Source organism: Bradyrhizobium jicamae, assembly GCF_001440395.1.
Classification (GTDB): domain Bacteria; phylum Pseudomonadota; class Alphaproteobacteria; order Rhizobiales; family Xanthobacteraceae; genus Bradyrhizobium; species Bradyrhizobium jicamae.
Genome location: NZ_LLXZ01000027.1, coordinates 123,978 through 147,066 on the forward strand (window position 1 = coordinate 123,978; position 23,089 = coordinate 147,066).

Below are 23,089 nucleotides of genomic sequence, written 5' to 3' on the forward strand. Positions count from 1 at the left end.
CATAAAAGCGACGTTGGCTTCTGAGGGCCGAGCGGAAACCTCCTGATCGGTTAAAGCGCTGCTGCTGGAGATCCTTAGCGGACGGCGCGGCGCGCTTTCACGGCAAAGGCTGCGATGCTTGCTGCCCAAGTGAGCGCAAATACGAGCAGCACCCATTTAAAGTCCGAATTGATCATAAAGTTGGTGGCGGCCATCCATCCTATCGAGACCAAACCTGCAACGATGGAGCCAACCACCGCCCAGGGGCATCGTTGCCGAAATGCCGTCGCGGCCAAAGTTAACGCGAGCACGCCGGTTGCCGTTACATAGCCGCCCATCACATTAAACACGTGATTAAGCCACGCGGCCAACCTTGGACCGATCGACCCGAGCTCGGCAGGCGTAAGATCCATGTATCGAATGTCCTCCGGCAAAAGCGCAGGCCGGATGAACAGAAAGTAGCAGCCCACACATATCAGAAAGATTCCCGAAATCGCCAAGAGTAGTGCGGAAGCAGACCAGCCGAAATCCTTGCTACGCATCGGCCTCACCATCAGCTCGGCCATGACCGGGCTCAACCGGTGTCATGGCCCGCCAGTATGTACTGTGCCAAGAGGATCCCAGCTAAGCTTGCCGATCCCGCGGAAATCGCCTTGATGCAGATCAAACTGCTTCGCAACCATCAACGTTTTCCGCGCTTGATCAAAATTGATCTCAATCAAAGCGCTGCCTCTCTTCTGTGAGAGAATCTTCTGGCGATAGATTAGGAGGAGGTTGAACATGACCAAGCTTCCCTATCTTCGAACCATGTTCGCCACGTGTATGTTGTTTCAGGTAATCTACGCCCTCTGCGTAGTCCTTTGGCTGGCCTTTCCAGACCTCAAGGGGCATGCACTCCTGCTGGCGGTCTTTCCAAATTTCAAGCTGCTCACCGTTGGCAGCTTTATCTACGGCTTTATTGCCAGCATGGTCTACGGCTGGATCGCGGCGATCATTTTCGTGTTCTTCTTTAATCTCTGGCCGCAGTTGACCTCTGCCATTGTCGGGCGGCGAGCTGCGCGCGTTAGCCAACCGTAACTTGAGGAGGTGAGAAATGGCCGTCCTTAGCTTCTTGGCGACAGTAGGTGTGATGTCTTGCTTTGCTCTCCCTGCGATGGCTCAGGCCGTCTCGGGTGAGGGGAAGGGTGGCAGCTATCACTACTCTGGCGGGCCAAAATCGGAGGTCCCGTATCACGCCGGTGAGAAAAAAACCGTTGGTCAAAAGAAAGCCAGCTCGGGCGGGAGCCACCATTATTATGGTGGTCCCAAATCCGAAGTGCCCCATCACATAGGGCCCAAGAAGGATTGATTGGGACGCTCCACCGCCTCGCAACCGCTTTCAGTGAGGCGGAGGCCGAACCATCTCACGGGACTATGACGGAACGTAGCTCGAAGACCTGCATTCACCGTCGCCGAGGCAATCCGCTTTGGCACCAAACGAGGAAACACCCATGAGGAAAACCGTTCGCGTCGTGGGAGTTACGATATCTGCTCTCGTGCTGGCATATGGCGCCGTCGGTGCGATGGCACAGCCCCAGCCAGGCCAACAGGCTCAATCCCATAGCATGGAACAGGAAGAAGTCGGTACGACGGGGCAAGCTGGTATGGGGCAAGGCGGTATGATGTGTGGAGGCATGATGGGTCGCGGCATGATGGGCCGTGGAATGATGGGCGGCGGCATGGGTGGCAGCATGATGGGTGGCCACATGGGGTCTCCGATGATGTTCCGCATGATGTTCGCTCTGATGGACGATGGCGACGGGCAAATCTCATTGCAGGAGTTTCAGGCGGCCCACGAGAGAATTTTCAAAGCGATGGACAGCAACAAGGACGGCCAAGTGACGCTGGAGGAGATGCAAGCCTTCATGCACGGGCGATCCAGGACATCAGCTTCGCACCAGTAGTGCTGGCTCGGGACGTGGATGCTGTACCTCCGGCGACGTAAGGTGCGCCGCAAATATCTACCTCTGGTCTGAATGGACCATGTCGCCTTCTGGCCCCTCGGCGACCTGCGGCGATGTCCGCTTTTGTGCTGCTGTTGAGCGATGAGCCGACATCAGGCAAGTACTCGCGCTGGATCGGTTCCTGCTATTGTCATAGTTTCTCCACGATGCGGTCAGCATCGTTTCCGCACCGCTTCATCATTCGGATGTTCCCGTGATCAATCGCCGCCATGCGCTCGGGCTTCTTGCCGCGACCACGTTGCTTCCCGCCCGCGCCCTTGCCAATGTTTCGTATCAGCGCAGCGAGTTTCGCGACGACCTCTCCAAGCGCTTTTTCGATCTCGGCACCGTCGGCACCTTCGTCGCCTACAAGGTCGATGATTACCTGATAATCGCCAGCGACAAGGTGCGCTCGGGCGAGGGCAGGCTGCCGGCTTCGACCTTCAAGATTCCGAATTCGCTGATTGCGCTCGATACCGACGTGGTCGAGGACCCCGACAAGGACGTGTTCAAGTGGGACGGCGTGACGCGCAGCATCGAGGCCTGGAACAAGGACCACACGCTGCGTTCGGCGATCGCGGTCTCCGCGGTGCCGGTCTATCAGGAGATCGCCCGGCGCATCGGGCCCGAGCGCATGCAGAAATATCTCGACCTGCTCGAGTACGGCAACCACGACATCGGCGGCGGCATCGACCAGTTCTGGCTGAGCGGGAAACTGCGCATCGATCCGATCCAGCAGATCGATTTCGTCGATCGGCTGCGGCGCGGCGTGCTGCCGGTCGGCAAGCGCAGCCAGGAATTGACGCGCGACATCCTCCCCGTGACCAAGGTCGGCGACGCCACCATCCGCGCCAAGAGCGGACTGCTCGGCGCCGATCAGGGTTCACTGGGCTGGATGGTCGGCTGGGCCGAGAAGGGCAGCCAGCAGACCGTGTTCGCGATGAACATGGACTGCAAGGAGCAGAGCCACATCGCTGCGCGCATGACGGTCGTGCAGCAATGCCTCGCCGATATCGTCGCGATCTAATTCGCGGCTAACGCCGGTTCAGCGACAGCGAGACCGACGTGATGTTGGTACCCTGAGGCTGGATCGACACCGTCTGCCGGCCGCCACGCGTCGTCAACGACAGGTTGGCCGAGAAGCTGTCGCCTCTTGCTGCAGCCTCGACGTGATCGCCGGCCGCGCGTCCGGAAAGGGTGCCGGATGCGTTGCGGCTTGCTTCAGTCCATGAACCCCTGATCGCGCCGCCGCGGTATTCGACCTCGCTTGCGAGATCGAACTTATAGCTCGCGCTGGCGCAGGTCAGATTGAGCCGAAGCTGCTCGCCGCTGCCGGCGACATCATACGCCGCCCGGCATCGCAATTGCTCCTGCTGTCCGTCGGTGGTGCTGACCACGCCGCCGCCGGACCATGTGCCGGCCATGGTGACGAAGGGCGAGGCAGGTGCCGCGAGTGCCGCGCCGACGGGCAGGCAAAGCACCGCAAAAAGCAGTGCCGATCGAGTGAGATTGGGTGCAGACATCGTGATCGTCTCCAATTCGGGTCTGGCGATCAACGCCCAGGCCACAGGCAGGTTCGGCCGACCACGCAGACTTTACTGGTAGGTAGGAGAGGGGCTGGACTAGCATGGGCCGCCGCAATGGGGCTTTATATGCTGTCTCGCCGCTCGGTTTTGTTGGGAGGGGTCGCGCTTTCCCTTGGGTCCGCCCCTGCTCGGGCTCAGCCATCTCCCGAAGAGAGCATTTCTGCAGTCCTGAGGGATCGGGTGGATATCGGGCGCGAAAGCCTCGGGCTTGTCGCAGCGGTTTTGGACGGCGACCGGCGCAGCATTTTCGCCCACGGGCAATCCGGCTCCGAGAATAATCGCCCGCTCGACGGCGACACGGTGTTCGAGATCGGCTCGATCACCAAGGTTTTCACCGCGCTCTTGTTTGCCGACATGGTCCTGCGCGGCGAACTCGCGCCGGATGACCCTGCAGCGAAATTCCTGCCTGACAGCGTGAAAATGCCCGATTTCGAGGGCGCGCCGATCACGCTGATGGACCTTGCGACCTACACGTCGGGCCTGCCGCGGATGCCATCGAATTTCGCGCCGAAGGATTGGAGCAATCCCTACATCGATTACAGGGCCGAGCGGCTCTACGACTATCTCTCGAACCACAAGCTCGGCTTCAAGCCCGGCACGCATTACGAATACGCCAATCTCGGCTTCGGCCTGCTCGGCCACATTCTCGAGCGGCGCGCCGGCAAGAGCTACGAGGATCTGGTCGTCTCGCGCATTTGCGCACCGCTCGGCATGGACGACACGCGTATCACGCTGTCGGATTCGATGCAGCAACGCCTGGCGCGCGGCCACAACGCCGCGCTGGCACCGGTCGCGAACTGGGATTTTTCGGTCCTTGCTGGCGCCGGCGCGTTGCGCTCGACGGCGAACGACCTGACGAAATTCTTGCAGATGTGCATGGACCCGGCCGACGGGCCGCTCGCCGCCGCGCTGAAGCTGACGCTGTCCGAGCGGCGTCCACGGGCGAGCGAGCGCTATGTGGCGCTGGGCTGGTTCGTGGCGAACCGGTTCGGCGATGAGGTGGTCTGGAAGAGCGGCGGCACCGGCGGCTATGCGACCTTCATCGGCTACTCGACCAAAACCCGGCGCAACTTTATCCTGCTCTCCAATGCGGCCGACTATGACCCCAACACCGCGCTTGCGACGCATCTCGTCAACGCGGCATACCCGATGCCGAAACTTTACCGCGAGGTACCGGTCGATCCGGCCGTGCTGGCCGCCTATACCGGACGTTACGAGCTCACGCCGACCTTCGCGCTGACGGTGCGGGCCGATGGCGCGCGCCTGTTCGTGCGGGGGACAGGCCAGGACGAACTCCAGGTCTTCGCCGAGAGCGAGACCGACTTTTTCAGTCGCGTGGTCAATGCCCAGATCACCTTCGCGCGGCCGGAAGGCGGCGCAGCCCCGTCGCTGGTCCTGCATCAGAACGGCAGGGACAGGGTGGCCAAGCGCATACCGTGATGGCGTCGCCTGCTTAGCCCAGCTTCAGCAACGCGTGCAGGAAATCGCTCACCGCCTTCTGCGCTTCCTTCGCCGTCGCCGGGTTGCCGCCGACATGCGGATTGAGCGCGATGCAGGCATCCTTGTAGGTGAAGGGCTCTTTGGTCTCGTCGTTCATGAGCACGCCGCCTTCGCCTTCCCTAAGGCGGCAATTGCGGGCGGACTGCGCATTGACTGAGACGACGACCGTGCTGAGGCCGAGCAGGCCGGCATCGAAGCCGTGTGCGGAATCCGGATATTCCGTCAGCACAGCGTCACGCTTCGCCTCCTGCAGGCGGCCGAGATAGGCCTTGCAGGTGGCGACGGGGTTGTAGTCGTCAGGCGTGCCGTGAAAGATCCGGATCGGACGCGCCGCGACCTCGGTGTCGGTGGCGTAGGTCGTCGAGCAATCCGGATAGAACGGAATATAGGCCGCGAACTGCGCGCCGGACTTGTTCCAGAGCTTGTGGAAGCGATCGAGGCTGGCGTAGAGCGCCGCCTGTCCGCCGCGCGAAAATCCCATCAGCACGATTTTGTCAGGATCGACGCGCGGATGCTTGGCGAGGATTTCGAGCGAACGGTAGATGTCGACGATGAAATTGAGCCGGCCGAGCAGGGCCTGGTTGGGGCCGACCGCAGTGAGCCCGCGGCCGCTGAACCCGTCGATCACGAAGGTGGAAATCCCCATCGCATTGAAGTGACGTACCCACGGGTCCATGCCGGCGCCGACGCCGCTTGACCCGTGCATCAGCACGACGACGGGAAGCTTTCCGGTGCCTTGCGCGATACGGAATTCGCCGGCCACCGTGACCTGCTTGCCATTGGCATCGCCGTTCAGGAACTGCTGGTCAGAAATCGTCAGCGACGGGATGGCGTAGATTTCGGTGCGCGCGGCGACATCCTTCGGCATCGATTGCGCCGATGTTTCGATGCAGGTGAATAGCGTAGTGGTGCAAAGAATCGCAGCCGCAACGGCGACGCGCCAATCAGTCAGCATGAATCCCCCAAGTGCTTTTTTGTTATCTGCAGAACTAGATCAAGCGGGCGGCGAACTGTCAATTTGCCGCGTGAGTCGCTCGATGCGTCCTGCCTTGCGGGAGCCCCGGAAACCGGGGAAGATGCGATGCGGTTCGGGAGGACATATGGCAATCATTTCAAGGCTGCCAGGCGTCACTTTGCTCCTGGTCGGATTGACCCTGCTGTCGGGAAACGCTCGTGCTGCCGAGCCGTCCTATGACGACTACGTGGCGCAGGTGAAGGCCGGCAAGCTCGACATCGACTATACCGCGTTTCGCATGGCTTATGCCGCCAGCCCAAAATACGAGCCTTACGGCGCCGCCCGCGCCCTGATCGGCCAGATCAAGAAGGCCTACGTCGCCGGCGATTGCCCGGCAGCGATCGCGCACGCGAAGGAGGTGCTTGAGGTCAACTTCGTCCAGATCGACGCCCACATGGTGACAGCCAGCTGCCTGAAGAAGGCGGGGAACGAGGAGGAGGCGCGGCGGGCGCATGCGGTGTTCATCGGGCTGGTCAGATCCGTGCTCGGATCGGGTGACGGAAAGAGCCCGGAAACCGCCTTTGTCGTCATCGGCATCGACGAGGAGTACAGCGTGATGGCGGCCTTGTCGCTGACGCTGGTCAGGCAGGCGCTGATCAATCACGGAGGATCTGCCTTCGACCGGATGGAGGTAAAGAAGCGGGATTCAGACGAAATCGCAACGCTCTATTTCAACGTCGACCGCCTCCAGGCGCAAATGGCGCGCACGTTTCAGAACCAGTCGCCCCAGAAGATACAGTAGGCGATCACGCTACGCGGCCTTAATGCGGACCTCGATCGCTTCGATCTGGCGCGGCACACTCGAATTGAAACGAAATCGTCGCTTTGATTCTCACCATCTCCGCAGACTACTGGCTTAGCGATTCATTCGAAGAGTGAACCTTCGATCGTCTCACCGGTCACTTTCTGATACATGTGCTGGTTCCAATAAGGAGTCCAGCAGACGAGCGCCTTCCCGCTTCCACTATAGACGCGCAGGCGCCGCTGTCCCGAAAGTAGATCCAGTGGAAAGGGCGAGGAGCGGCGCGAATGGAATTCGAGACCGTCAGTACGCCCGAGCACCAACCGGCCCTGCACCGACAAATCGCCCTTCTTGATCTCAACCATTTCAACCGGCCCTGGCGCATTGATGGCGACCTGACCCTGGTTTGACACCGTTGTTTTCCAGACCAATACGCCGTCGCCGGCCCAAAGGCTTGGGCCGATCCGCTCGCGAAGGAGCCCGAGGTCTACGTTTCCTTCAGATGCCCAATAGACCCTGGGCTCGAGAATCCATCGTTCGTTCTTTCCCACGGTGAGGACGTGATAGCCGCCGAGCGATGGTTGCAGAAGGATCGAACCTGTACCTTTATAGTAAGGCCTGATGCGGCCCTCACCGGTGAAGACCCCGCGAATGAGGTCGCGCGGGGACGGCAGGTGTGGAGTCAACTGTATGTTGCCCCGCATGTTTGAGAGAGCGCCACGCCGCGCCCGCACCGTCTCATTGGCAATGTCGATCTGAATCTGCCTCATCCCTTCAACTTCGCGGATCGAAAAAATTGCCATGAGTCGGCACTCCGAGTTCAACCCAGCGGCTCGTCCCAAACCATCTGCCGATCCCAGAGCAGTTTGATGGGATTGGGATCAAGTCCCGATACGCTTCGCAATGGTCTATCGAGAGCCACGATGACAAACAGGATCACGCCCAGGAAAACAGCCGTTATGGTCCCGAGCACAAACTGCTGCCGCAGCGGCATCCGCAGCGCGACCAATAACAGGATGTTGATTGCCGCGCCGATGAGAACCGCATACCACAATACATTCGGGATCGCGGTGACTACGCCCATCAAGCGCTGCTGCCGCGCTCGGTTAAAATTTTGAAAATTGCTGATAACTTCGGCGTGGATGATCTTCTGTGACTCTGTTTCCGGCTCGAACACCGCAAGCTGCTGACGCAATGAGTTGGCGCGATTTATTCCTCCGTCGAGAATTTGTCCCTTGCGATGCGCCGCCCACTCCTTGTGGAGTGTGAACAACACGTAGTCTCTCAACATCGCTTTCAGTTCGGATCGGATCGGCTCAGGATACATGCTCATATCGGAATAGAATGAGCTAATGGCGGTTGCCTCGCCCAGTATCGCTTCCTTGACGCGTTCGCTGTTCTGATACGCAGCGACGGTCAGTAGCCCCAGTAATAGTCCGTAGAAGAGGCTGAAAGCCGAAGTTCCGTAGCCGATCGCGTTGTTTAGATCAGGTCCAGCACCCATCAATATGCGCAGTATCGGCTTGATGATCAGCAGCCCGAATATGATGCTGCCCACCGCGATGAGTGCGAAATACACCGCAAGCTCGTTGAGCGGAATATCGTACACGAAATCGGGCATTGCCCTCTCCGGATTCACGGCTTTCCAGCAAGAAGCTTGTCGAATGCGCGAGCGGCCGCGGGATGCAGCGGGGCAGAAAGGCCTGTTGTTTGCATAGTTCCGGACTCGATCGCCGCCAGAACCGGAACTTTCTGTCGCAATGTGGAGAGGTTCGCGAGCGTGTTGCGAACGAAGGCATCAACAATTTCGTCGTCGGTGGAAGCAACCGTCAGGACGGTGGCCCGGACGGCAAAGGTGACTACCTTGCCGGGCGCCGCGGCATTCGCTTGCACTGGTAACGAGATGACGGTGTATTCGTCGTTTCCAGAAATCAAACGTTCGATCTCGGGGCCGCCAAGCGACAGGAGCACTGCATCGCATTCATCGAGCGCGCGGGTGATTGCGGCGTTGGGAAGGCCCACGATGAGCGCAGTGGCGTCAATGTGGCCGGCGCATAGTTCGACGATCGCATCGCTGCTTGGGAGCTCGGCAACAAACTGGAAATCGGAAATCTGAACTCCGAAACTTTTCATCACCGCTCGCATCGTCGCCTGTCTTCCTGACGACGGCTGACCGATATCCACGCGTTTGCCGATGAGATCGCGGAAGCTCTCGATACCGGACTTCCGTCGCGCAAGAAGGCTAAACGGCTCGGGGTAAAGGGACATGACGCTTCGTAGCTGCGTCATCGGCCCGCGAGACGCGAATACCGAGGTTCCCTTGAAGGCATGCTTTTGCCAGTCAGACTGGACGATGGCGAAGTCAAGTTGCCCCTTGTCAAGCGCAACTAGATTGTAGAGCGAGCCCGGTGTGGCTTCCGGTGAGCAACGAAGTTGCCTCCGTTCGGCTCGATTGATGACTTCGCACATCGAGCGTGCTGCAGCGAAATAGCCTCCATCCAGATCACCAGATCCTACCGAGAATAATCGCAGGTTTTCGGCGCGCAGCGGCTGCGCCAGCACGAGAACTGCAAACAGCACAAAAATGGTCCGCATTTAAAATCCGTGGCGGTTTCCGGAAAGCGATCACCAGGCTTCCACGATCGCGCGATGGCTCTACCAGGGACTGGCTCCACATTCGGCATCAAGAACCGGCTGCGCAGTCTGCCGCGCGCAGACCGCGCAAAACGGCATCCAGAGATCAAGCGCGCGAGAGCGTATCGAGTTTTACGCGAAGCTCATCGATTGCCGGTTTCGCAATATCTCCAACCCCGGGGGTCGCCAGCACCTTGTCACACATCTGGTTGATGGTCGGGGTTGCTGCCGCAATCAACTTGGCAAGAGCAGTTCTTCCTTCGGGGGTGAGCTTCGTCGCGAGGCTGCTGACTTCGTTCAATTGCGTTGTCGCTTCCCGAAGCTTGGGGATGGCCGCTTGAGCGGAAGCGGTGTCCGTGATCGTTGGCAGCACGGATCTCAACGTGCCGACGGACGAGTTGACCTGGTTCGCCAAATTCACTCCTCCAATCGTCAGATCCGGCGGGGCCAAACCCACGGTTCCGGTCGCAGGCTGTGTAGTGGCCGGACGCGGCAACTCGGCAACCGTTTCAGTCCGTGACCCGAAGGCATACCAGGCGAGACCGCCCAATATGGCCACGGCGGCTAGCCAATAGGGCCACTGCGACGATGCTGCACTTGTTGTGGCGTAAGCTGCCCTGCTGGCCGTCTGCTCCGAAGCGCTGGCAATTCGGCTACCGGCGGCCGAAGCTGCCGCAGCACCGCTACGCATTGTTCCTGTCGCTCGGTCGATAAGGCCGGCAGCGCTAAGCTGATCGGCCAGGCCGGACGGAATCGCTGCGGCGAACTGATCCTTTTGCGAGCCGAGAAGCGCCGCCAGCCCGTTCGCATCCAGGCCCGCGCTGCGCTGTTGTTGACCCAGGGTGCCGAGGATCACAGGGCCGAGCATGCCGAGCAGCGACTTGCTGGTTGCTCCGTCGAGTCCCGCGAACTTGCCAACCGACTGTGCCATCGTATCCAGCGCGGTTCCGCCGAACAGACCGGACAGCATGCCCGATCCGCTTTCCGCGAGCGCGTTCTGGTTTGAGCCGGCGATCAGGTTCTTGAAATTCTCGACCGCTCCAGCCGGCTGCTGCGCCAGCGTGTTGTTGAGCTGGCGTGCCCCGTTGGGGGTGACAGCAACGTCCGCCAGACTCGCAAGCAATGCGGGAACGGCGCCTCCAATTGCCTTTTGCACGAGGCTGCGGTCAATGCCCAAGGCAGAAGCGATCTTTGCGATCATGTCGGGAGTCAGGAATTGCATCACAACGGAGACGAGATTCGCGGCCATGGCATTCTCTCCATTTTGGTTGTGAGGTGCGTGCGTTCTGGGACTGCGGTTTGATATCCGGTCGTTCCTCCGCCAATCAGAATGTGCTGGAGTGGACCCAGGGTCGCGACCAGAGAGACACGCGTCGCTGCCGCGCCGTCGGAGGGGTATATGGCTCCCAAGGGAGTCGGCTAACTCTTGATCTAGATCAATGGAACCTAGTCCGTCATGAACACACGACGAATTGAATCGCGGCCTGTAGAGGTACCCAGAGTAGGACCATGCGCGAAAGCAGGATGTTGTGGCTCACGCCCTAATTCGACTGCTTCCCGATCCGGCCCAGATGGGTGAACGAGAAACCGGTCTCGTATTTCAGCCCATAGCCCAGCGCGCGGTCGAAGCCGATATGGGCCAGCCAGATCATCGCGATCGAGAGGATGAGCGGGGAGGCGGTGGCAAAGCCGGTCGTCATGATCGCCATCGGCGCCAGGTAGCTGTGAGCGGCGTTGTAGATCATGGCGCCGAACCGGGGTCCGCTCAGATAGGCGGCAAAGCTGAGGTCGGGCATGAAGAACAGGATGGCGTAAATCCACCAGTCGCCGTCCCAGATGTAATAAAGCAGCGTCATTCCGATAAATAACGCTAATCCTTCCAGCCGGAGCACTGCGCGCACGCCCCCTGTGACGGCGCCCGAAGTGTCGGCGCCAGCGATATCGGTCATTCCGGTCCCCATGGTCTGGACCGGCATATAGGGGCTGCAAGGCGGCGGTACCAGATGCCGGATCGGGTGTTTCCGCTTCCGAAAAGGCCGTGTTAGAAGGCCTTCAAATCGTTACCCAAAAAGGCGGGCGGAAGCAGCATGAAGGATATCCTGGACACCCTCGAAGAACGGCGCGCCGGCGCCAAGCTCGGCGGCGGCGAAAAGCGCATCGAGGCGCAGCACGCCCGCGGAAAATTGACGGCGCGGGAGCGCATCGAACTGCTGCTCGACAAGGGCTCGTTCGAGGAATTCGACATGTTCGTCGAGCACCGCTCCATCGAATTCGGCATGGAGAAGAACAAGATTCCGGGCGACGGCGTCGTCACCGGCTGGGGTACGGTGAACGGCCGCAAGACCTTCGTCTTCGCCAAGGATTTTACCGTGTTCGGCGGCTCGCTGTCGGAAACCCACGCGCTGAAGATCACGAAGCTTCAGGACATGGCCATGAAGGCGAGGGCGCCGATCATCGGCCTCTATGACGCCGGCGGCGCGCGCATCCAGGAGGGCGTCGCGGCGCTCGCGGGCTATTCCTACGTGTTCCGCCGCAACGTCATCGCCTCGGGCGTGATCCCGCAGATCTCCGTCATCATGGGCCCCTGCGCCGGCGGCGACGTCTATTCGCCCGCGATGACCGACTTCATCTTCATGGTGAAAAACACCAGCTACATGTTCGTCACCGGCCCCGACGTGGTGAAGACCGTCACCAACGAGGTGGTCACGGCCGAAGAGCTCGGCGGCGCCTCGGTGCACGCCACGCGCTCCTCGATTGCGGATGGCGCGTTCGAAAACGACGTCGAGACGCTGTTGCAGATGCGCCGGCTGATCGACTTCCTGCCGTCCAACAACACCGACGGCGTGCCGGAGTGGCCGAGCTTCGACGACATCGAGCGCGTCGACATGTCGCTGGACACGCTTATTCCTGACAATCCGAACAAGCCCTACGACATGAAGGAACTGATCCAGAAGGTCGTGGACGAGGGCGACTTCTTCGAACTGTCGGAGACCTTTGCCCGGAACATCGTCACCGGCTTCGGCCGCATCGCCGGCCGCACCGTCGGCTTCGTCGCCAACCAGCCGATGGTGCTGGCCGGCGTGCTCGACTCCGATGCTTCAAGGAAGGCCGCGCGCTTCGTCCGCTTCTGCGACGCCTTCAACATCCCGATCGTGACGTTTGTCGACGTGCCGGGCTTCCTGCCGGGCACGGCCCAGGAGTATGGCGGCCTGATCAAGCACGGCGCGAAACTGCTGTTCGCCTATTCGCAATGCACGGTGCCGCTCGTCACCGTCATCACCCGCAAGGCTTATGGCGGCGCCTTCGACGTCATGGCGTCAAAGGAAATCGGCGCCGACATGAACTACGCCTGGCCGACTGCCCAGATCGCCGTGATGGGGGCCAAGGGCGCCGTCGAGATCATCTTCCGCGCCGACATGAACGATCCCGACGCGATCGCCAAGCGCACCAAGGAATACGAAGACCGCTTCCTGTCACCGTTCATTGCGGCCGAGCGCGGCTACATCGACGACGTGATCATGCCGCATTCGACGCGGCGAAGGATCGCCCGCGCGCTGGCGATGCTGAAAGACAAGAAGGTCGAGATGCCGGCGAAGAAGCACGATAACTTGCCGTTGTGACAGGTGCGTAGGGTGGGCAAAGCGAAGCGTGCCCACCATTGGCCGCGATCAAGGATGGAGGGTGGGCACGCTTTCGCTTTGCCCACCCTACGAAGCTAATCCACGAAGCTTGCGATCGCCTACGCCGCCTTGTGCTGCTGCTTCATGACCTCGGCCGCGCGCTTCTTGAGGTCAGCCGGTGAAACGTCCTCGATATGGGTGCCGATGTGCCATTGGTTGCCGGCCGCGTCCTTCACGCCGCCGCTGCGGTCGCCGTAAAATTGATCCGTGGGCTCCATCACCGACGTCGCGCCGGCCTCGAGCGCCTTCTGATAGACGGCATCGACGTTGGGCACATAGAGATACAGCATGGTGGTTGTCGCTTGCGCGCGCTCGGAGGAGTCGGAAATCATCACGATGGAATTTCCGATCTTGTACTCCGCATGCATGACCTTGCCGTCAGGCCGCATCATCGGCTCGAATACCGGCTGGGCGCCGAAGGCCTCTTTCATGAAACTGATGACCTTGTCCGCCCCATCGACGACGAGATAAGGCGTGACGGTATGAAATCCTTCGGGAACCGGCTTTACCTTGGTTGCCATGGCTGACTCCTTGGGTTGATGGATTTGATCCATACAGGACGGCCCAGCCCGCTTGTTGGTTTGCCCGCGATTTTCAACCCGGTGTTTGAACATAGTGTGGCGGCTGCGGTCCGTGCACGCTGGTCGCGTCAATGTGTACCGCTGCCAGGTTCCCCGTCCGGCGAAACTAGCTCTTCAGAAGCGGAACAAAATCGTATTCGCCGACCCCTTGCAGAACCAGGAAGGTGAGCGACGTCGTGCCGGCGTTGGTCACCAGATGCGGTCGCGTCGGCCTGACGGCATAGACTTCGCCGGGCCTCAAATTCACTTCCTCTTTGGGATCCTGCAGGAACAGCCGCATCTGGCCTTCCAGCACGTAGAAAGTATCGGAGATATTGCTGTGGGTGTGCCATGGCACCTTCTGGGTTGCGGAGAGTTGCAACTCCACAATGCGAAAGCCGGGGCGCGTGGCGTGCTCGGCGCGGCGCTCGACTTCGTAGAGAGGACTGGCGTCCTTGACTGGCTGCGGCTGGTTCACGACGGCCTCCCTCGGATCATCCGCCCCATCGCGTGGTGCAGTTCGTAGGGTGGGTTAGGCGAAGCCGTAACCCACCGGCCGAACCATCCGCGCATCGAGACTTCGGTGGGTTACGCCTTCGGCTAACCCACCCTACAATACTGACGTTCACTCCATCTCGTTCCGCTTCTGCTGCTCGCCCTCGCGTAGCCGCTGCGCGATCGCGGTCCGTCGCGGGATCAGCGCGGCCTCGTCGGCCAGCCGCTGGGCAAGGTCGGCGTGATATTGTTGCACGACATCGAGCACGGCTTCCCTGGCGAGCCGGCGGTGGTATTCGGCCAGGAATTTGTGCAGGTCAGCGAGTTCTTCGTCGTCCATCTCTATCGCGCCTCAGCCGCGATGGCCGAATTATACCGCGACCTGTCGATCCCGCGCCAGCTTGCAACAGGGTTCCCGATCCGGGTGGGCCTCGGCCTGCCGGGCGCGGTCGGGCAGGGCGGCCGCGGGGTGGCTAAATCGTTACGGTGCGGCCGGCCGGTTAACCATCCGTTAACCATATTGCCCTTAGCCTCACGGGCACTATCCGGCCATCATCAGACGATTCCAGCGCGGTTCGTTCGAGGAGAACAGCCGATGTCCGTCGAGTTTCTGACCTACGCAGCCCTTGGCGCCCGCCTGAACATCTCGGCAGCGGCCGCCCGTTCACTTGCCCGCCGGCTTCATTTGCCGCGCTCGCTTTCCGAGGATGGGAAGGCGCTGGTGAGCGTCGATCTCGCTGAAGTCAGGCATACGCCACACCCACCGGGTGGTCACCGCGCGGGCGAGGCCGTTCAGTTGAGGGCAATGATCGTGACGCTGCAGGCGGAGATCGTGCAACTCGAGGCCCGGGCGGCCGGCAATCGCGCGGATTTCGAGCACGAACGCGAACGCGCCGACCGCCTGATCGCGGAGGTCTTGCAAGCGACTGCCGAGACCACAGCCGCCAGGGAGGCGACGGCGCGGCTGGAGGGCGAGGTGGCGGCACTGCGGGCTGCTGTCCGAACTGGCAGCTCGGACGAGAATCACGGACATTCTGCGCGTCGGGTAGGACACGTGGCGGCGAGCCTGGTGGAAGCAGACCGCAGGGCGTCTCGTGGGTAGCAATCGCTTTTCTCTCATTCCGCGGCTTGGCGGAGCAACCGTGGGGCAACAATGACTGGCACCGACATTCGCGAGCTGAGGGCGCGCATTATCGTGTTCGGGGTCGGCGGAGCCGGCGGCAATGCCGTCAACAACATGATCGACGCCGGTCTCGAGGGCGTCGAATTCATCGTTGCCAATACGGACGCCCAGGCGCTCACCAGTTCGAAGGCCAGGCGCGTCATCCAGATGGGCACGCAGGTGACCGGAGGCCTCGGCGCCGGCGCGCAGCCCGAAGTTGGGCGTGCCGCGGCGGAAGAAACCACCGACGAGATCCGCGATCATCTCACCGGTGCGCACATGGTGTTCATCACCGCCGGCATGGGCGGCGGCACCGGCACGGGCGCCGCGCCCGTCATCGCCAGGATCGCGCGGGAACTCGGCATCCTCACCATCGGCGTCGTCACCAAGCCGTTCCAGTTCGAAGGCGCGCGCCGCCTGCGCTACGCCGAGGCCGGCATCGCGGAACTCTTGAAGGCGGTCGACACCCTCCTGATCATTCCGAACCAGAACCTGTTCCGGGTCGCCAACGAGAAGACCACCTTTGCGGACGCCTTTGCGATGGCCGACCAGGTGCTGTATTCGGGCGTCGCCTGCATCAGCGACCTCATCGTCAAGGAAGGCCTGATCAATCTCGATTTCGCCGACGTGCTGTCGGTCATGCGCGAGAAGGGCAAGGCGATGATGGGCAGGGGCGAAGCCGCCGGCCCCAAGCGCGTGCTCAACGCGGCGGTGGCTGCGATTTCCAACCCGCTGATCGAGAACCCCTCGATCAAGCGCGCCAGCGGCCTCATCGTCTCCATCACCGGCGGCCGGGATCTCACGCTGTTCGAGGTCGACGAAGCCGCGACCCGCATCCGCGACGAGGCCGATCAGGACGCCAACATCATCGTCGGCGCCACCTTCGATGCCAGCCTCGAAGGCATTGTCCGCGTCTCGGTCGTGGCGACAGGCATCGACAATGTCGAGGCGACGGGCCAGACCCAGGTAGCGGAAAACCTGCTCACGGATCTCGCCGGCAGGCTTTCCAACGACCGGCGCCGCATCGCCGATCAGCGCGGCCCGCAGCCGCCGCAATTCGCCAGCCCCCCGCCGCTCCGCCGCGAAGCACGTCCGGTGGCCGCTGAACACGCCCGGCATGCTGCAGCGCCGCAGCGCCTCGATCCATACGGCCGCGCGGCTCCCGTGCACAACCCGATCGAGGAAAAGGTTATGGACATTCCGGCCTTCCTGGGCCGCAAGGCGAATTGAGCCGTCGTAGCAACCAAAGGATCGATGCGCCGCGATTTGGAAAGATCCTCCTTCAGGGCATTCTCGATGCCTGAAGGCGGTTGCCCAAATCGCCCCAGACTTTCCATCCTCCAGCCATGCTTTGGTCAAAACAGCGGTAGGGAGTGTCTACAATCCGACGATCGCCCGTTCAGTTGACGGCAAAACTGGCAGGAGGCGCCCCATGGATTCCCCCGCGAGCACCACGCAGACCGATCCAAACGTCAATCCGGCACTATCCCCGCAAGAGAATGACCTGGTCGCGCGCGCCGATGAACGGCTCGCGCATGCCTATCAACAGATTGCCCGCGCGGATGAAGAGCTTGCGCGCTTCAATGAGCAGATTTCCAGGCTGGAGAAGGCGAAAAAGATTCGTCGGCCATCGCGCGGCAGGCCTGCGCTACGCGGCTTGATCGGCCTGTTGCTGACAGTGGGCATCTGTTCGGCTGCTTTCGCCTGGCAGTCCTATGGCGAGACGGTCAGGCCGATGGTCTCCCGCTGGGCGCCGCAACTGGCCGCGGTTTCGCCGCCGGAAACGCCTGCTCCTGCCGACCAGCAGAGCCCGCCCGGCTTTAAGCTGGCTGCGGCGGATGCATCGGCTTCGCAATTGCCGGCTCCGGCCCAGGCCACACCGCAAGCTGCAGCGCAAGATGCGGCAGCCGCCCCGATCGCTGGCGAGCAGGCACAGTTACTGCAGACGATGGCGCGCGATCTCGCAAGCGTGCAGCAGGAGATCGAACAGCTCAAGGCCAGCCAGGCAGAGTTGGCCCGTGAAAGCGCCAAGACCGCCGAGCAACTCAAGGCGAACCAGGAGGAAATGGCGCGCACGATCGCCAACGTCTCCGAGCAAAGCCTGCGGCCCAGGACATCGGCTACTACGTCGACTGCGCCGGCTGCTGCGCCGCAGCCGGTTGTGAGCCCCGCGCGCAAGCCGAAGCCTGTGGCGGCGACGACTCCGGCAAGGGAAGCGAGAGCGCAGGCGCGGCCGCCGGTACGGTTGCCGTCCGCACAACAGTAGTTTTCATCGGCGCCACCGCCCGCCGCAGGCGGTGTCCGATTTCTGCTGAAAGGCACAGCGGCGGCTGGAAGTCGGGCAGCGCATGTCGGTCTGCCCGAGCGCACGATCATGAAGATCCTGTTGCCACTCGTGCTTTCCATGGTCACTTTTGCGCGGGAAGCGACCGGGCAGGACGCCGACTGCGCGCGCGAGCGCGCGGACATGGTCGAAACCGTCCGTGCCTACGGCCGTTCCGACGCCCGTGGTCTGGGACGGCAGGGCCTCTCGGAGAGAGTCCTCGAGGCCATGCGGCAAACCAAGCGCCATCTGTTCATCCCGGGGCGGTCCTGCTCCATCGCATATGCTGACATGCCGGTTTCGATCGGCCACGGCCAGACCATATCGCAGCCGTATATCGTGGCCTTGATGACGGAATTGGCCGAGGTCGCGCCCGATCATGTCGTGCTCGAAATCGGCACGGGTTCGGGCTACCAGGCCGCCATCCTTGCGCAGCTGGCGCGGAAGGTCTGCACCATCGAGATCGTCCCGCCCTTGGCGGAGGTCGCCACGAAAACACTCCGGGCCCTCGCCTATGACAATGTCAGTGTCCGCCTCGGCGACGGCTTTGCCGGCTGGCCCGAATGCGGTCCTTTCGACGCCATCGTCGTGACCGCCGCGCTCGGCGAGGTGCCGCCGCCGCTGATCGAGCAGCTCAAGGTGGGTGGCCGGCTTGTCATGCCCGTGGGCGCCGCGTACTCGATTCAGCAACTCACGGTCGTCGAGAAAACCGCTCCCGACAAGACGACGGCGCGCGCCGTTGCCCTCGTGCGCTTTGTGCCCTTCACGCGTTCAAAAAACTAAGGGCCGGTACGGCGGCTCAGATAGAAAAAAGACAGGGAGAAGGCCATGAGCGGTGCAAGACTAAAGCATTACGGCTGGGGCCGCGAAGACGAAGGCATGACTGTCGAGGAACAGGCCTTTGTGCTCGGCCGTTATCGCGCAAAATTTACGCGCGATGCATTTGAGACAAGACCCGTCCCGCGTCTCGAGGACCTGGCATTGCGCGCGCCGCGCGTGGTGCCACCGACCTCACTTGCCGCTTTTTGCACGAGCGAACGATACGATCGCGTCGCGCACGCCTACGGCAAATCCTATCCGGACTACGTGCGAGCCATGCTCGGCGAATACGGCAACGCACCCGACGTGGTCGCCTATCCACGGAGCGAAGCAGAGATTTCTGCCGTGACGGACTGGGCCGGTGGTGTCAGCGCCTCGCTTACGCCGTTCGGGGGCGGGTCGAGCGTCTGCGGCGGTGTCGAGCCGCGAGTTGACGGTATCCGCTACAAAGCGGCCGTCACACTCGACTTGCGCAATCTCGGCAACGTCGTCGAGGTGGATCAGACATCGCGCGCCGCACTGATCGATGGGGGTGCCTTTGGTCCATCTCTGGAGAACCAGCTCAAGCCGCATGGCGTCACGTTGCGTCATTTTCCGCAGAGTTTCGAGTACTCAACCCTTGGCGGCTGGATTGCGACGCGGTCGGGCGGCCACTTCGCCAGTCTCTACACGCACGTAGATGATTTCGTTGAAAGCCTGCGCGTTGTGACGCCGCGCGGCATAGTGGAAACACGTCGCTTGCCGGGATCGGGCGCCGGACCGAGTCCCGACCGCTTGTTCATAGGCTCCGAAGGAACGCTCGGCGTGATTTCGCGCGCCTGGATGCGATTGCAGCCGCGTCCGAAATTCCGTGCCGGCGCATCGGTTCGTTTCGACTCGTTCTTCGGTGCGGCCCGCGCGCTGCGCGCCATCGCACAGGCCGGTCTCTACCCATCGAATTGCCGCATCCTTGACGCGCAAGAGGCGTTCAACACCGGCGCGGCCGACGGGAGCGTTGCGATCATGGTGCTTGGCTTTGAATCCGGCGACCATTCGCCGGATGCCTGGATGGCACGCGCGCTAGAATGCTGCGCCGACCATGGCGGGACACAAGAGGCCGCGAAGACCGGCGACGCACATCTCGAAGGCGCGGCAGGAATCTGGCGCAACGCATTTATTCGTATGCCCTATGCGCGCGAGTTTCTGACGCCGGCCGGCCTCATCAACGACACTTTTGAGACCGCCATCACCTGGGATCGGTTCGAAAGCTTCCACGACAAGGTGAAGGCGGCGACGGAGCAAGCGATCCTTGAGGCGACTGGCGTAAAAGGCGAAGTCACGTGCCGCTTCACCCATGTTTATCCGGACGGGCCCGCACCGTATTTTTCCTTTCACGCACTCGGCCGCCACGGTGCCCTTCTGGAACAGTGGCGAGCGATCAAGAATGCGGCCAGCGATGCGCTGATTGAGGCGGGCGGTACCATCACGCATCATCACGCTGTTGGCCGTGATCATCGGCCTTGGTATGATCGTCAGCGACCGGAGCTTTTCGCGGCCGCGCTTCGGGCAGCAAAAAGAGAACTCGATCCGCAAGGCATGCTCAACCCGGGGGTACTCATCGATCCGTAAGGCTGATCGGCGCACCGGCAGGGTTGGTGGCAAGGGTTATGCGGCAAGCGCGTGCAATAGGGAACTCGCTACTCACGGCTGCGTTTGTTCGTGGGGTTCACGACCTTCGATCCGGAGGAAGCCATGGAGCATCTCCGCTACCCGAACGAAACCGCCGAGTATCGCGCTGCCAGAAACGCGCTCCTGAACGACGAGATCGCACTTCGTGCCCAGATTGAAGCTGTAGCAGCCAAGCGCCGTGCCCTGCCGCTCGGTGGCGAGGTAAAGGAGGATTATGTATTCGAGCGAATAGGCAAGAACGCAACGCCCGAGAAGGTGAAAATGTCCGAGCTGTTCGGACCGCACGACACGCTCATACTGTATAGCTTCATGTATGGACCCGAGCGGGAGCTGCCATGTCCCGGCTGCACGCATCTGCTCGATGGGATCGATGGCGCGGCAAGGCACATCGGCCAGCGAGCCGCACTTCACATCGTCGCGAAATCCTCAATCGCTCGTCTCACCGCGTGGGTTCACGAGCGCGGCTGGGACCATCTCTCGCTGGTATCAACGGCGGGCAACAGCTACGACGCGGATTATTTTGGTGACACCTCAAGGTTTCCCAAGGGCTTGCGTGCCCAGCATCGCGTCCCGGATGGCGAGAACTGGGACGAAACGATATTCAACGTGTTCAAGAAAAGTGGCGGAGCAATCCGTCACTTCTGGGGTTCGGAGATGAGCTTTGCCCCAACCGAACCCAACCAGCACCACCGCGCCGGGGATCAGGTCGACCCCTTGTGGGGTCTCCTCGATATGACACCCGAAGGGCGTGGAGACTTTTTTCCCAAGGTAAATTACGACTGACCCTCAGACGGGGTGGAAAGAGAGCATCGACCGAACCACCCGCGCGGTAAGACTTCGGTGGGTTACGCCTTCGGCTAGCCCACCTCGCGAAGCTTACTTGATCCCCGTGCAACTCGCATAAAACGTCGTCGTCGCCGGCCAGTCCGAGAACATGCCGCGGATGCCGACCTGCTTGGCCAATACGTCGAGCACCGTCAGCGTGTCGCCGTCGCGGTCGATCGCCGATTTGATCGAGCGGTGATAGAAGCCGCCGCCCTTGTGCAGCGGGCCGTCGCGCTCCAGCGACCAGCCGATCAGGTCGAGACCGGCCGCCTTGGCGGCCTTGGCGTATTCTGATGGGACGATTTCCTTGTTGTCGTTCAGCGTCAGCATGGTCCAGATCGGCGGGCCGAGGATGGCGACGCCTTGCGCCTTCAATTCCGCCATCGAGGGCTTCCAGGTCTCGGGCTTGCCGGGATCGAGACCCTGCTTCTCATAGCGCTCTTCGAGATAGACCGCCTGTTTTCCGAACTCCGGCTCGGTCTTCACCCAATGGAGCACGTCGGCGAGGTTGAAGCTTTGCGCGAACACGTCGCTCGGCGGAATGCCGGCCTTCTTGTAGGCGTCCAGCATCTGGCTGGCATATTTCTCCTGGGTGTAGTCGCCATCGAACGGCATCGGCACTTCCGGTGCCTTCAGCTCCGGTGTGAATTTGGCGCCGAGGCTCTTGATCAGCGCGATGCTCTCGTCATGCGTCATCAGCGTGCCGGAATTGGCGTAGAGGTCGGTGCGCCAGCGCGGCGTGCCGTTCTGATATTCCTCCGGCGTCTTCGCGTCCGCGTTAAAACCGTCCATCTTCGCGCTCAGCATCCGGAATTCGGCTAGCGTGATGTCGCTGGTGCAGCACTTGGCGGAGGCTTTCTTGCCGGCCGCGGGATCGGCCGGGCTGAAGGCTTGCGTACATTTGGCGGCCAATGCCGGCACGGTCAGGATGTTGGTGGTGGTGTGCAGGTCGCATTGCGAGTGCCGGCACACGAGCTCGCGGTCCTTTGTAAACGTGACATCGCATTCGATGATGCCGGCGCCCATCCGGGCGGCGGCGATGTAGGACTCGCGGGTATGCTCAGGAAATTCCAGCGCCGCGCCGCGGTGGCCGATGGAAAAATCGGTCTTGCGGAAGGGGCCGGTGCACTGGCTGAGTTGTTGCTTCAGCGGTCCATCCTTCATCTTGTCGACGAGATAGAACGGCCGCGGCCCGATCTGCGGCTCGCGCGGCAGCATGATGTCGTCGGCCGCGGCGGGAAGGACCGCGGTCAGGAGCCAGAGTGCTGAGAGCAGGGCGGAGCGATGGCGGGCAGGCATGGGTGGCACCTCGGATAACGCGTTGCGCGGAGCCTTGATATCACGGAGCATATGACAGTTGCATGTTAGGAGTTGCGTAGGGTGGGCAAAGCGAAGCGTGCCCACCATTTCTTGAACTGTCTGTCGATGGATGGTGGGCACGCTTCGCTCTGCCCACCCTACAAGAACAATATGAGGGAGAAACAAAATGTCCGCAGCCTTTTTCGTCGTCCGCGCCACCGTCTCCGATCCCGCCAAGCGTCAGGCGTTCGACGCCTGGTATTCGCGCGAGCATCTGCCGGATGCGATGAAGTCGTTCGGCGCCGTCAGGGCGTGGCGCTACTGGAGCGCGACCGAGCCGGCGCTACACCATGCGATGTATCAATTTCCTGATAAGGCCGCGCTCGAGCGCGCGACCGAGGGGCCGGAGATGAAGCGGCTGGTCGCCGATTTCAATCGCGATTGGCCCGACGTGACGCGGACGCGCGAAGTGCTGGTGCTGGCGGAAGAGCTGTCGGCGTGAGACGGTGACGCGTCTGCCGCGAACGTCGCACCCGTGCTCGACGCGGAAATGCCGCAGCTACGACAAATGTTCCGCCGCGCGCAACAGCGCTCGAAAATAAACTGGGATCGACTCCGATTACGACGAAGCTGAATGCGCAATTCACCGCGCGTTCATCTCGGCGCATCGAAACTCTCTTCTCTTGCACACAGCAATACGGAGGAGGAGATGTGATGGAGCGCCGCCACTTTCTGAAACTCGCCTTTGGATTTGCCGCGGGCGGCGTCGCGCTCGCCGCGAGCGCGCAGGCCGCGCCGCTGATGCCGGCGCCGCTCGCCG

At 61.7% G+C, this 23,089-nt stretch carries 27 protein-coding genes; 14 read left to right on the plus strand and 13 right to left on the minus strand.

From position 1 onward, the window contains the following. Nucleotides 1-74: 74 nt before the first annotated feature. Nucleotides 75-545, minus strand: coding sequence for a hypothetical protein (locus CQ12_RS05225; protein WP_245309738.1), 471 nt, complete (start codon nt 543-545; stop codon nt 75-77). Between the two features lie 18 nt (nt 546-563). Continuing rightward, nucleotides 564-761, minus strand: a complete 198-nt coding sequence (locus CQ12_RS05230) for a hypothetical protein (protein WP_057834276.1) — start codon at nt 759-761, stop codon at nt 564-566. On the opposite strand from CQ12_RS05230, the gene CQ12_RS05235 reads away from it, so the two are divergent. The 3 genes from CQ12_RS05235 to CQ12_RS05245 all read left to right on the plus strand — a co-directional run bounded on the left by CQ12_RS05235 (nt 760) and on the right by CQ12_RS05245 (nt 2,988). Next, nucleotides 760-1,056 (plus strand): hypothetical protein, encoded by a 297-nt coding sequence (locus CQ12_RS05235; RefSeq protein WP_057834277.1) that lies wholly within the window; start codon nt 760-762, stop codon nt 1,054-1,056. The two genes, CQ12_RS05230 and CQ12_RS05235, sit on opposite strands and share 2 nt — an antisense overlap. Nucleotides 1,057-1,469: 413 nt before the next feature. Further along, nucleotides 1,470-1,922, plus strand: coding sequence for an EF-hand domain-containing protein (locus CQ12_RS44875; RefSeq protein ID WP_057834278.1), 453 nt, complete (start codon nt 1,470-1,472; stop codon nt 1,920-1,922). A 253-nt stretch (nt 1,923-2,175) separates the two neighbouring features. Next, nucleotides 2,176-2,988 (plus strand): penicillin-binding transpeptidase domain-containing protein, encoded by an 813-nt coding sequence (locus CQ12_RS05245; RefSeq protein WP_057834279.1) that lies wholly within the window; start codon nt 2,176-2,178, stop codon nt 2,986-2,988. Nucleotides 2,989-2,995: 7 nt separating this feature from the next. Here CQ12_RS05245 and CQ12_RS05250 read toward each other — a convergent pair whose 3' ends face one another. Beyond that, the gene (locus CQ12_RS05250; RefSeq protein WP_057834309.1) at nt 2,996-3,484 is read right to left on the minus strand and encodes a hypothetical protein; all 489 of its coding nucleotides are present in this window, start codon (nt 3,482-3,484) and stop codon (nt 2,996-2,998) included. A 243-nt stretch (nt 3,485-3,727) separates the two neighbouring features. Between CQ12_RS05250 and CQ12_RS05255 the strand changes: the two genes are divergently transcribed. Continuing rightward, nucleotides 3,728-4,987 carry a serine hydrolase gene (locus CQ12_RS05255; protein WP_057834280.1) on the plus strand — a complete coding sequence of 420 codons (1,260 nt, stop codon included), beginning with the start codon at nt 3,728-3,730 and terminating at the stop codon, nt 4,985-4,987. Between the two features lie 13 nt (nt 4,988-5,000). Here CQ12_RS05255 and CQ12_RS05260 read toward each other — a convergent pair whose 3' ends face one another. Next, nucleotides 5,001-6,002: a dienelactone hydrolase family protein gene (locus CQ12_RS05260; RefSeq protein WP_057834281.1), complete on the minus strand. Its 1,002-nt coding sequence runs from the start codon at nt 6,000-6,002 to the stop codon at nt 5,001-5,003. Between the two features lie 145 nt (nt 6,003-6,147). On the opposite strand from CQ12_RS05260, the gene CQ12_RS05265 reads away from it, so the two are divergent. Beyond that, nucleotides 6,148-6,804, plus strand: a complete 657-nt coding sequence (locus CQ12_RS05265; RefSeq protein WP_198164069.1) for a DUF4919 domain-containing protein — start codon at nt 6,148-6,150, stop codon at nt 6,802-6,804. A gap of 122 nt (nt 6,805-6,926) precedes the next feature. Here CQ12_RS05265 and CQ12_RS05270 read toward each other — a convergent pair whose 3' ends face one another. The 5 genes from CQ12_RS05270 to CQ12_RS05290 form a co-directional block, all read right to left on the minus strand. Continuing rightward, the gene (locus CQ12_RS05270) at nt 6,927-7,607 is read right to left on the minus strand and encodes an AIM24 family protein (RefSeq protein ID WP_057834283.1); all 681 of its coding nucleotides are present in this window, start codon (nt 7,605-7,607) and stop codon (nt 6,927-6,929) included. Between the two features lie 17 nt (nt 7,608-7,624). Further along, nucleotides 7,625-8,425, minus strand: coding sequence for a bestrophin-like domain (locus CQ12_RS05275; protein ID WP_057834284.1), 801 nt, complete (start codon nt 8,423-8,425; stop codon nt 7,625-7,627). Nucleotides 8,426-8,439: 14 nt separating this feature from the next. Next, nucleotides 8,440-9,399, minus strand: a complete 960-nt coding sequence (locus CQ12_RS05280; protein ID WP_057834285.1) for a TAXI family TRAP transporter solute-binding subunit — start codon at nt 9,397-9,399, stop codon at nt 8,440-8,442. Nucleotides 9,400-9,544: 145 nt separating this feature from the next. Then, on the minus strand, nt 9,545-10,687 hold the full coding sequence (locus CQ12_RS05285; RefSeq protein ID WP_057834286.1) for a DUF937 domain-containing protein: 1,143 nt from the start codon (nt 10,685-10,687) through the stop codon (nt 9,545-9,547). A gap of 292 nt (nt 10,688-10,979) precedes the next feature. Beyond that, nucleotides 10,980-11,387: a DUF4260 domain-containing protein gene (locus CQ12_RS05290; RefSeq protein ID WP_057834310.1), complete on the minus strand. Its 408-nt coding sequence runs from the start codon at nt 11,385-11,387 to the stop codon at nt 10,980-10,982. A gap of 138 nt (nt 11,388-11,525) precedes the next feature. On the opposite strand from CQ12_RS05290, the gene CQ12_RS05295 reads away from it, so the two are divergent. Then, nucleotides 11,526-13,058, plus strand: a complete 1,533-nt coding sequence (locus CQ12_RS05295; RefSeq protein WP_057834287.1) for an acyl-CoA carboxylase subunit beta — start codon at nt 11,526-11,528, stop codon at nt 13,056-13,058. A gap of 119 nt (nt 13,059-13,177) precedes the next feature. Here the strand turns inward: CQ12_RS05295 and CQ12_RS05300 are convergent, their stop codons facing one another. From CQ12_RS05300 to CQ12_RS05310, 3 genes are all read right to left on the minus strand, one after another. Continuing rightward, nucleotides 13,178-13,639: a VOC family protein gene (locus CQ12_RS05300; RefSeq protein ID WP_057834311.1), complete on the minus strand. Its 462-nt coding sequence runs from the start codon at nt 13,637-13,639 to the stop codon at nt 13,178-13,180. A gap of 166 nt (nt 13,640-13,805) precedes the next feature. Next, nucleotides 13,806-14,156, minus strand: coding sequence for a cupin domain-containing protein (locus tag CQ12_RS05305; RefSeq protein WP_057834288.1), 351 nt, complete (start codon nt 14,154-14,156; stop codon nt 13,806-13,808). Nucleotides 14,157-14,303: 147 nt separating this feature from the next. After that, nucleotides 14,304-14,513, minus strand: coding sequence for a hypothetical protein (locus CQ12_RS05310; protein ID WP_057834289.1), 210 nt, complete (start codon nt 14,511-14,513; stop codon nt 14,304-14,306). Between the two features lie 255 nt (nt 14,514-14,768). Here CQ12_RS05310 and CQ12_RS05315 point away from each other — a divergent pair, with 255 nt between their 5' ends. The 6 genes from CQ12_RS05315 (at nt 14,769) to CQ12_RS05340 (ending at nt 20,928) form a co-directional block, all read left to right on the plus strand. Continuing rightward, nucleotides 14,769-15,275 carry a hypothetical protein gene (locus tag CQ12_RS05315; protein ID WP_057834290.1) on the plus strand — a complete coding sequence of 169 codons (507 nt, stop codon included), beginning with the start codon at nt 14,769-14,771 and terminating at the stop codon, nt 15,273-15,275. Between the two features lie 51 nt (nt 15,276-15,326). Further along, complete coding sequence (ftsZ, locus tag CQ12_RS05320; RefSeq protein ID WP_057834291.1) at nt 15,327-16,565, plus strand: cell division protein FtsZ; 1,239 nt, start codon at nt 15,327-15,329, stop codon at nt 16,563-16,565. A gap of 121 nt (nt 16,566-16,686) precedes the next feature. Then, nucleotides 16,687-17,601 (plus strand): hypothetical protein, encoded by a 915-nt coding sequence (locus CQ12_RS05325; protein WP_245309739.1) that lies wholly within the window; start codon nt 16,687-16,689, stop codon nt 17,599-17,601. 108 nt (nt 17,602-17,709) lie between these two features. After that, nucleotides 17,710-18,441, plus strand: a complete 732-nt coding sequence (locus CQ12_RS05330) for a protein-L-isoaspartate(D-aspartate) O-methyltransferase (RefSeq protein WP_063799672.1) — start codon at nt 17,710-17,712, stop codon at nt 18,439-18,441. Between the two features lie 45 nt (nt 18,442-18,486). Continuing rightward, nucleotides 18,487-20,085: an FAD-binding oxidoreductase gene (locus tag CQ12_RS05335; protein ID WP_057834293.1), complete on the plus strand. Its 1,599-nt coding sequence runs from the start codon at nt 18,487-18,489 to the stop codon at nt 20,083-20,085. Between the two features lie 123 nt (nt 20,086-20,208). After that, entirely contained in the window at nt 20,209-20,928 is a 720-nt protein-coding gene (locus CQ12_RS05340) for a DUF899 family protein (protein ID WP_057834313.1), read from the plus strand. 93 nt (nt 20,929-21,021) lie between these two features. On the opposite strand, the gene CQ12_RS05345 is transcribed toward CQ12_RS05340, so the two are convergent. Further along, nucleotides 21,022-22,269, minus strand: a complete 1,248-nt coding sequence (locus tag CQ12_RS05345) for a glycerophosphodiester phosphodiesterase family protein (protein ID WP_057834314.1) — start codon at nt 22,267-22,269, stop codon at nt 21,022-21,024. Nucleotides 22,270-22,456: 187 nt separating this feature from the next. On the opposite strand from CQ12_RS05345, the gene CQ12_RS05350 reads away from it, so the two are divergent. Then, nucleotides 22,457-22,771, plus strand: coding sequence for an EthD domain-containing protein (locus tag CQ12_RS05350; RefSeq protein ID WP_057834294.1), 315 nt, complete (start codon nt 22,457-22,459; stop codon nt 22,769-22,771). A gap of 212 nt (nt 22,772-22,983) precedes the next feature. Continuing rightward, nucleotides 22,984-23,089 (plus strand): twin-arginine translocation signal domain-containing protein (locus CQ12_RS05355; RefSeq protein ID WP_157088008.1); only part of this gene is annotated, 106 nt, incomplete at its 3' end.

What these genes read in the sequence shown, in the direction of transcription:
- CQ12_RS05335 (WP_057834293.1), top strand. Translation starts at nt 18,487, where the DNA reads ATGAGCGGTGCAAGACTAAAGCATTACGGCTGGGGCCGCGAAGACGAA.
- CQ12_RS05290 (WP_057834310.1), bottom strand. Translation starts at nt 11,387, where the DNA reads ATGACCGATATCGCTGGCGCCGACACTTCGGGCGCCGTCACAGGGGGC.
- CQ12_RS05310 (WP_057834289.1), bottom strand. Translation starts at nt 14,513, where the DNA reads ATGGACGACGAAGAACTCGCTGACCTGCACAAATTCCTGGCCGAATAC.
- CQ12_RS05340 (WP_057834313.1), top strand. Translation starts at nt 20,209, where the DNA reads ATGGAGCATCTCCGCTACCCGAACGAAACCGCCGAGTATCGCGCTGCC.
- CQ12_RS05260 (WP_057834281.1), bottom strand. Translation starts at nt 6,002, where the DNA reads ATGCTGACTGATTGGCGCGTCGCCGTTGCGGCTGCGATTCTTTGCACC.
- CQ12_RS05235 (WP_057834277.1), top strand. Translation starts at nt 760, where the DNA reads ATGACCAAGCTTCCCTATCTTCGAACCATGTTCGCCACGTGTATGTTG.
- CQ12_RS05315 (WP_057834290.1), top strand. Translation starts at nt 14,769, where the DNA reads ATGTCCGTCGAGTTTCTGACCTACGCAGCCCTTGGCGCCCGCCTGAAC.
- CQ12_RS05280 (WP_057834285.1), bottom strand. Translation starts at nt 9,399, where the DNA reads ATGCGGACCATTTTTGTGCTGTTTGCAGTTCTCGTGCTGGCGCAGCCG.
- CQ12_RS05250 (WP_057834309.1), bottom strand. Translation starts at nt 3,484, where the DNA reads ATGTCTGCACCCAATCTCACTCGATCGGCACTGCTTTTTGCGGTGCTT.
- CQ12_RS05330 (WP_063799672.1), top strand. Translation starts at nt 17,710, where the DNA reads ATGAAGATCCTGTTGCCACTCGTGCTTTCCATGGTCACTTTTGCGCGG.
- CQ12_RS05270 (WP_057834283.1), bottom strand. Translation starts at nt 7,607, where the DNA reads ATGGCAATTTTTTCGATCCGCGAAGTTGAAGGGATGAGGCAGATTCAG.
- CQ12_RS05225 (WP_245309738.1), bottom strand. Translation starts at nt 545, where the DNA reads ATGGCCGAGCTGATGGTGAGGCCGATGCGTAGCAAGGATTTCGGCTGG.
- CQ12_RS05345 (WP_057834314.1), bottom strand. Translation starts at nt 22,269, where the DNA reads ATGCCTGCCCGCCATCGCTCCGCCCTGCTCTCAGCACTCTGGCTCCTG.
- CQ12_RS05275 (WP_057834284.1), bottom strand. Translation starts at nt 8,425, where the DNA reads ATGCCCGATTTCGTGTACGATATTCCGCTCAACGAGCTTGCGGTGTAT.
- CQ12_RS05285 (WP_057834286.1), bottom strand. Translation starts at nt 10,687, where the DNA reads ATGGCCGCGAATCTCGTCTCCGTTGTGATGCAATTCCTGACTCCCGAC.
- CQ12_RS05350 (WP_057834294.1), top strand. Translation starts at nt 22,457, where the DNA reads ATGTCCGCAGCCTTTTTCGTCGTCCGCGCCACCGTCTCCGATCCCGCC.
- CQ12_RS05230 (WP_057834276.1), bottom strand. Translation starts at nt 761, where the DNA reads ATGTTCAACCTCCTCCTAATCTATCGCCAGAAGATTCTCTCACAGAAG.
- ftsZ (WP_057834291.1), top strand. Translation starts at nt 15,327, where the DNA reads ATGACTGGCACCGACATTCGCGAGCTGAGGGCGCGCATTATCGTGTTC.
- CQ12_RS44875 (WP_057834278.1), top strand. Translation starts at nt 1,470, where the DNA reads ATGAGGAAAACCGTTCGCGTCGTGGGAGTTACGATATCTGCTCTCGTG.
- CQ12_RS05300 (WP_057834311.1), bottom strand. Translation starts at nt 13,639, where the DNA reads ATGGCAACCAAGGTAAAGCCGGTTCCCGAAGGATTTCATACCGTCACG.
- CQ12_RS05295 (WP_057834287.1), top strand. Translation starts at nt 11,526, where the DNA reads ATGAAGGATATCCTGGACACCCTCGAAGAACGGCGCGCCGGCGCCAAG.
- CQ12_RS05265 (WP_198164069.1), top strand. Translation starts at nt 6,148, where the DNA reads ATGGCAATCATTTCAAGGCTGCCAGGCGTCACTTTGCTCCTGGTCGGA.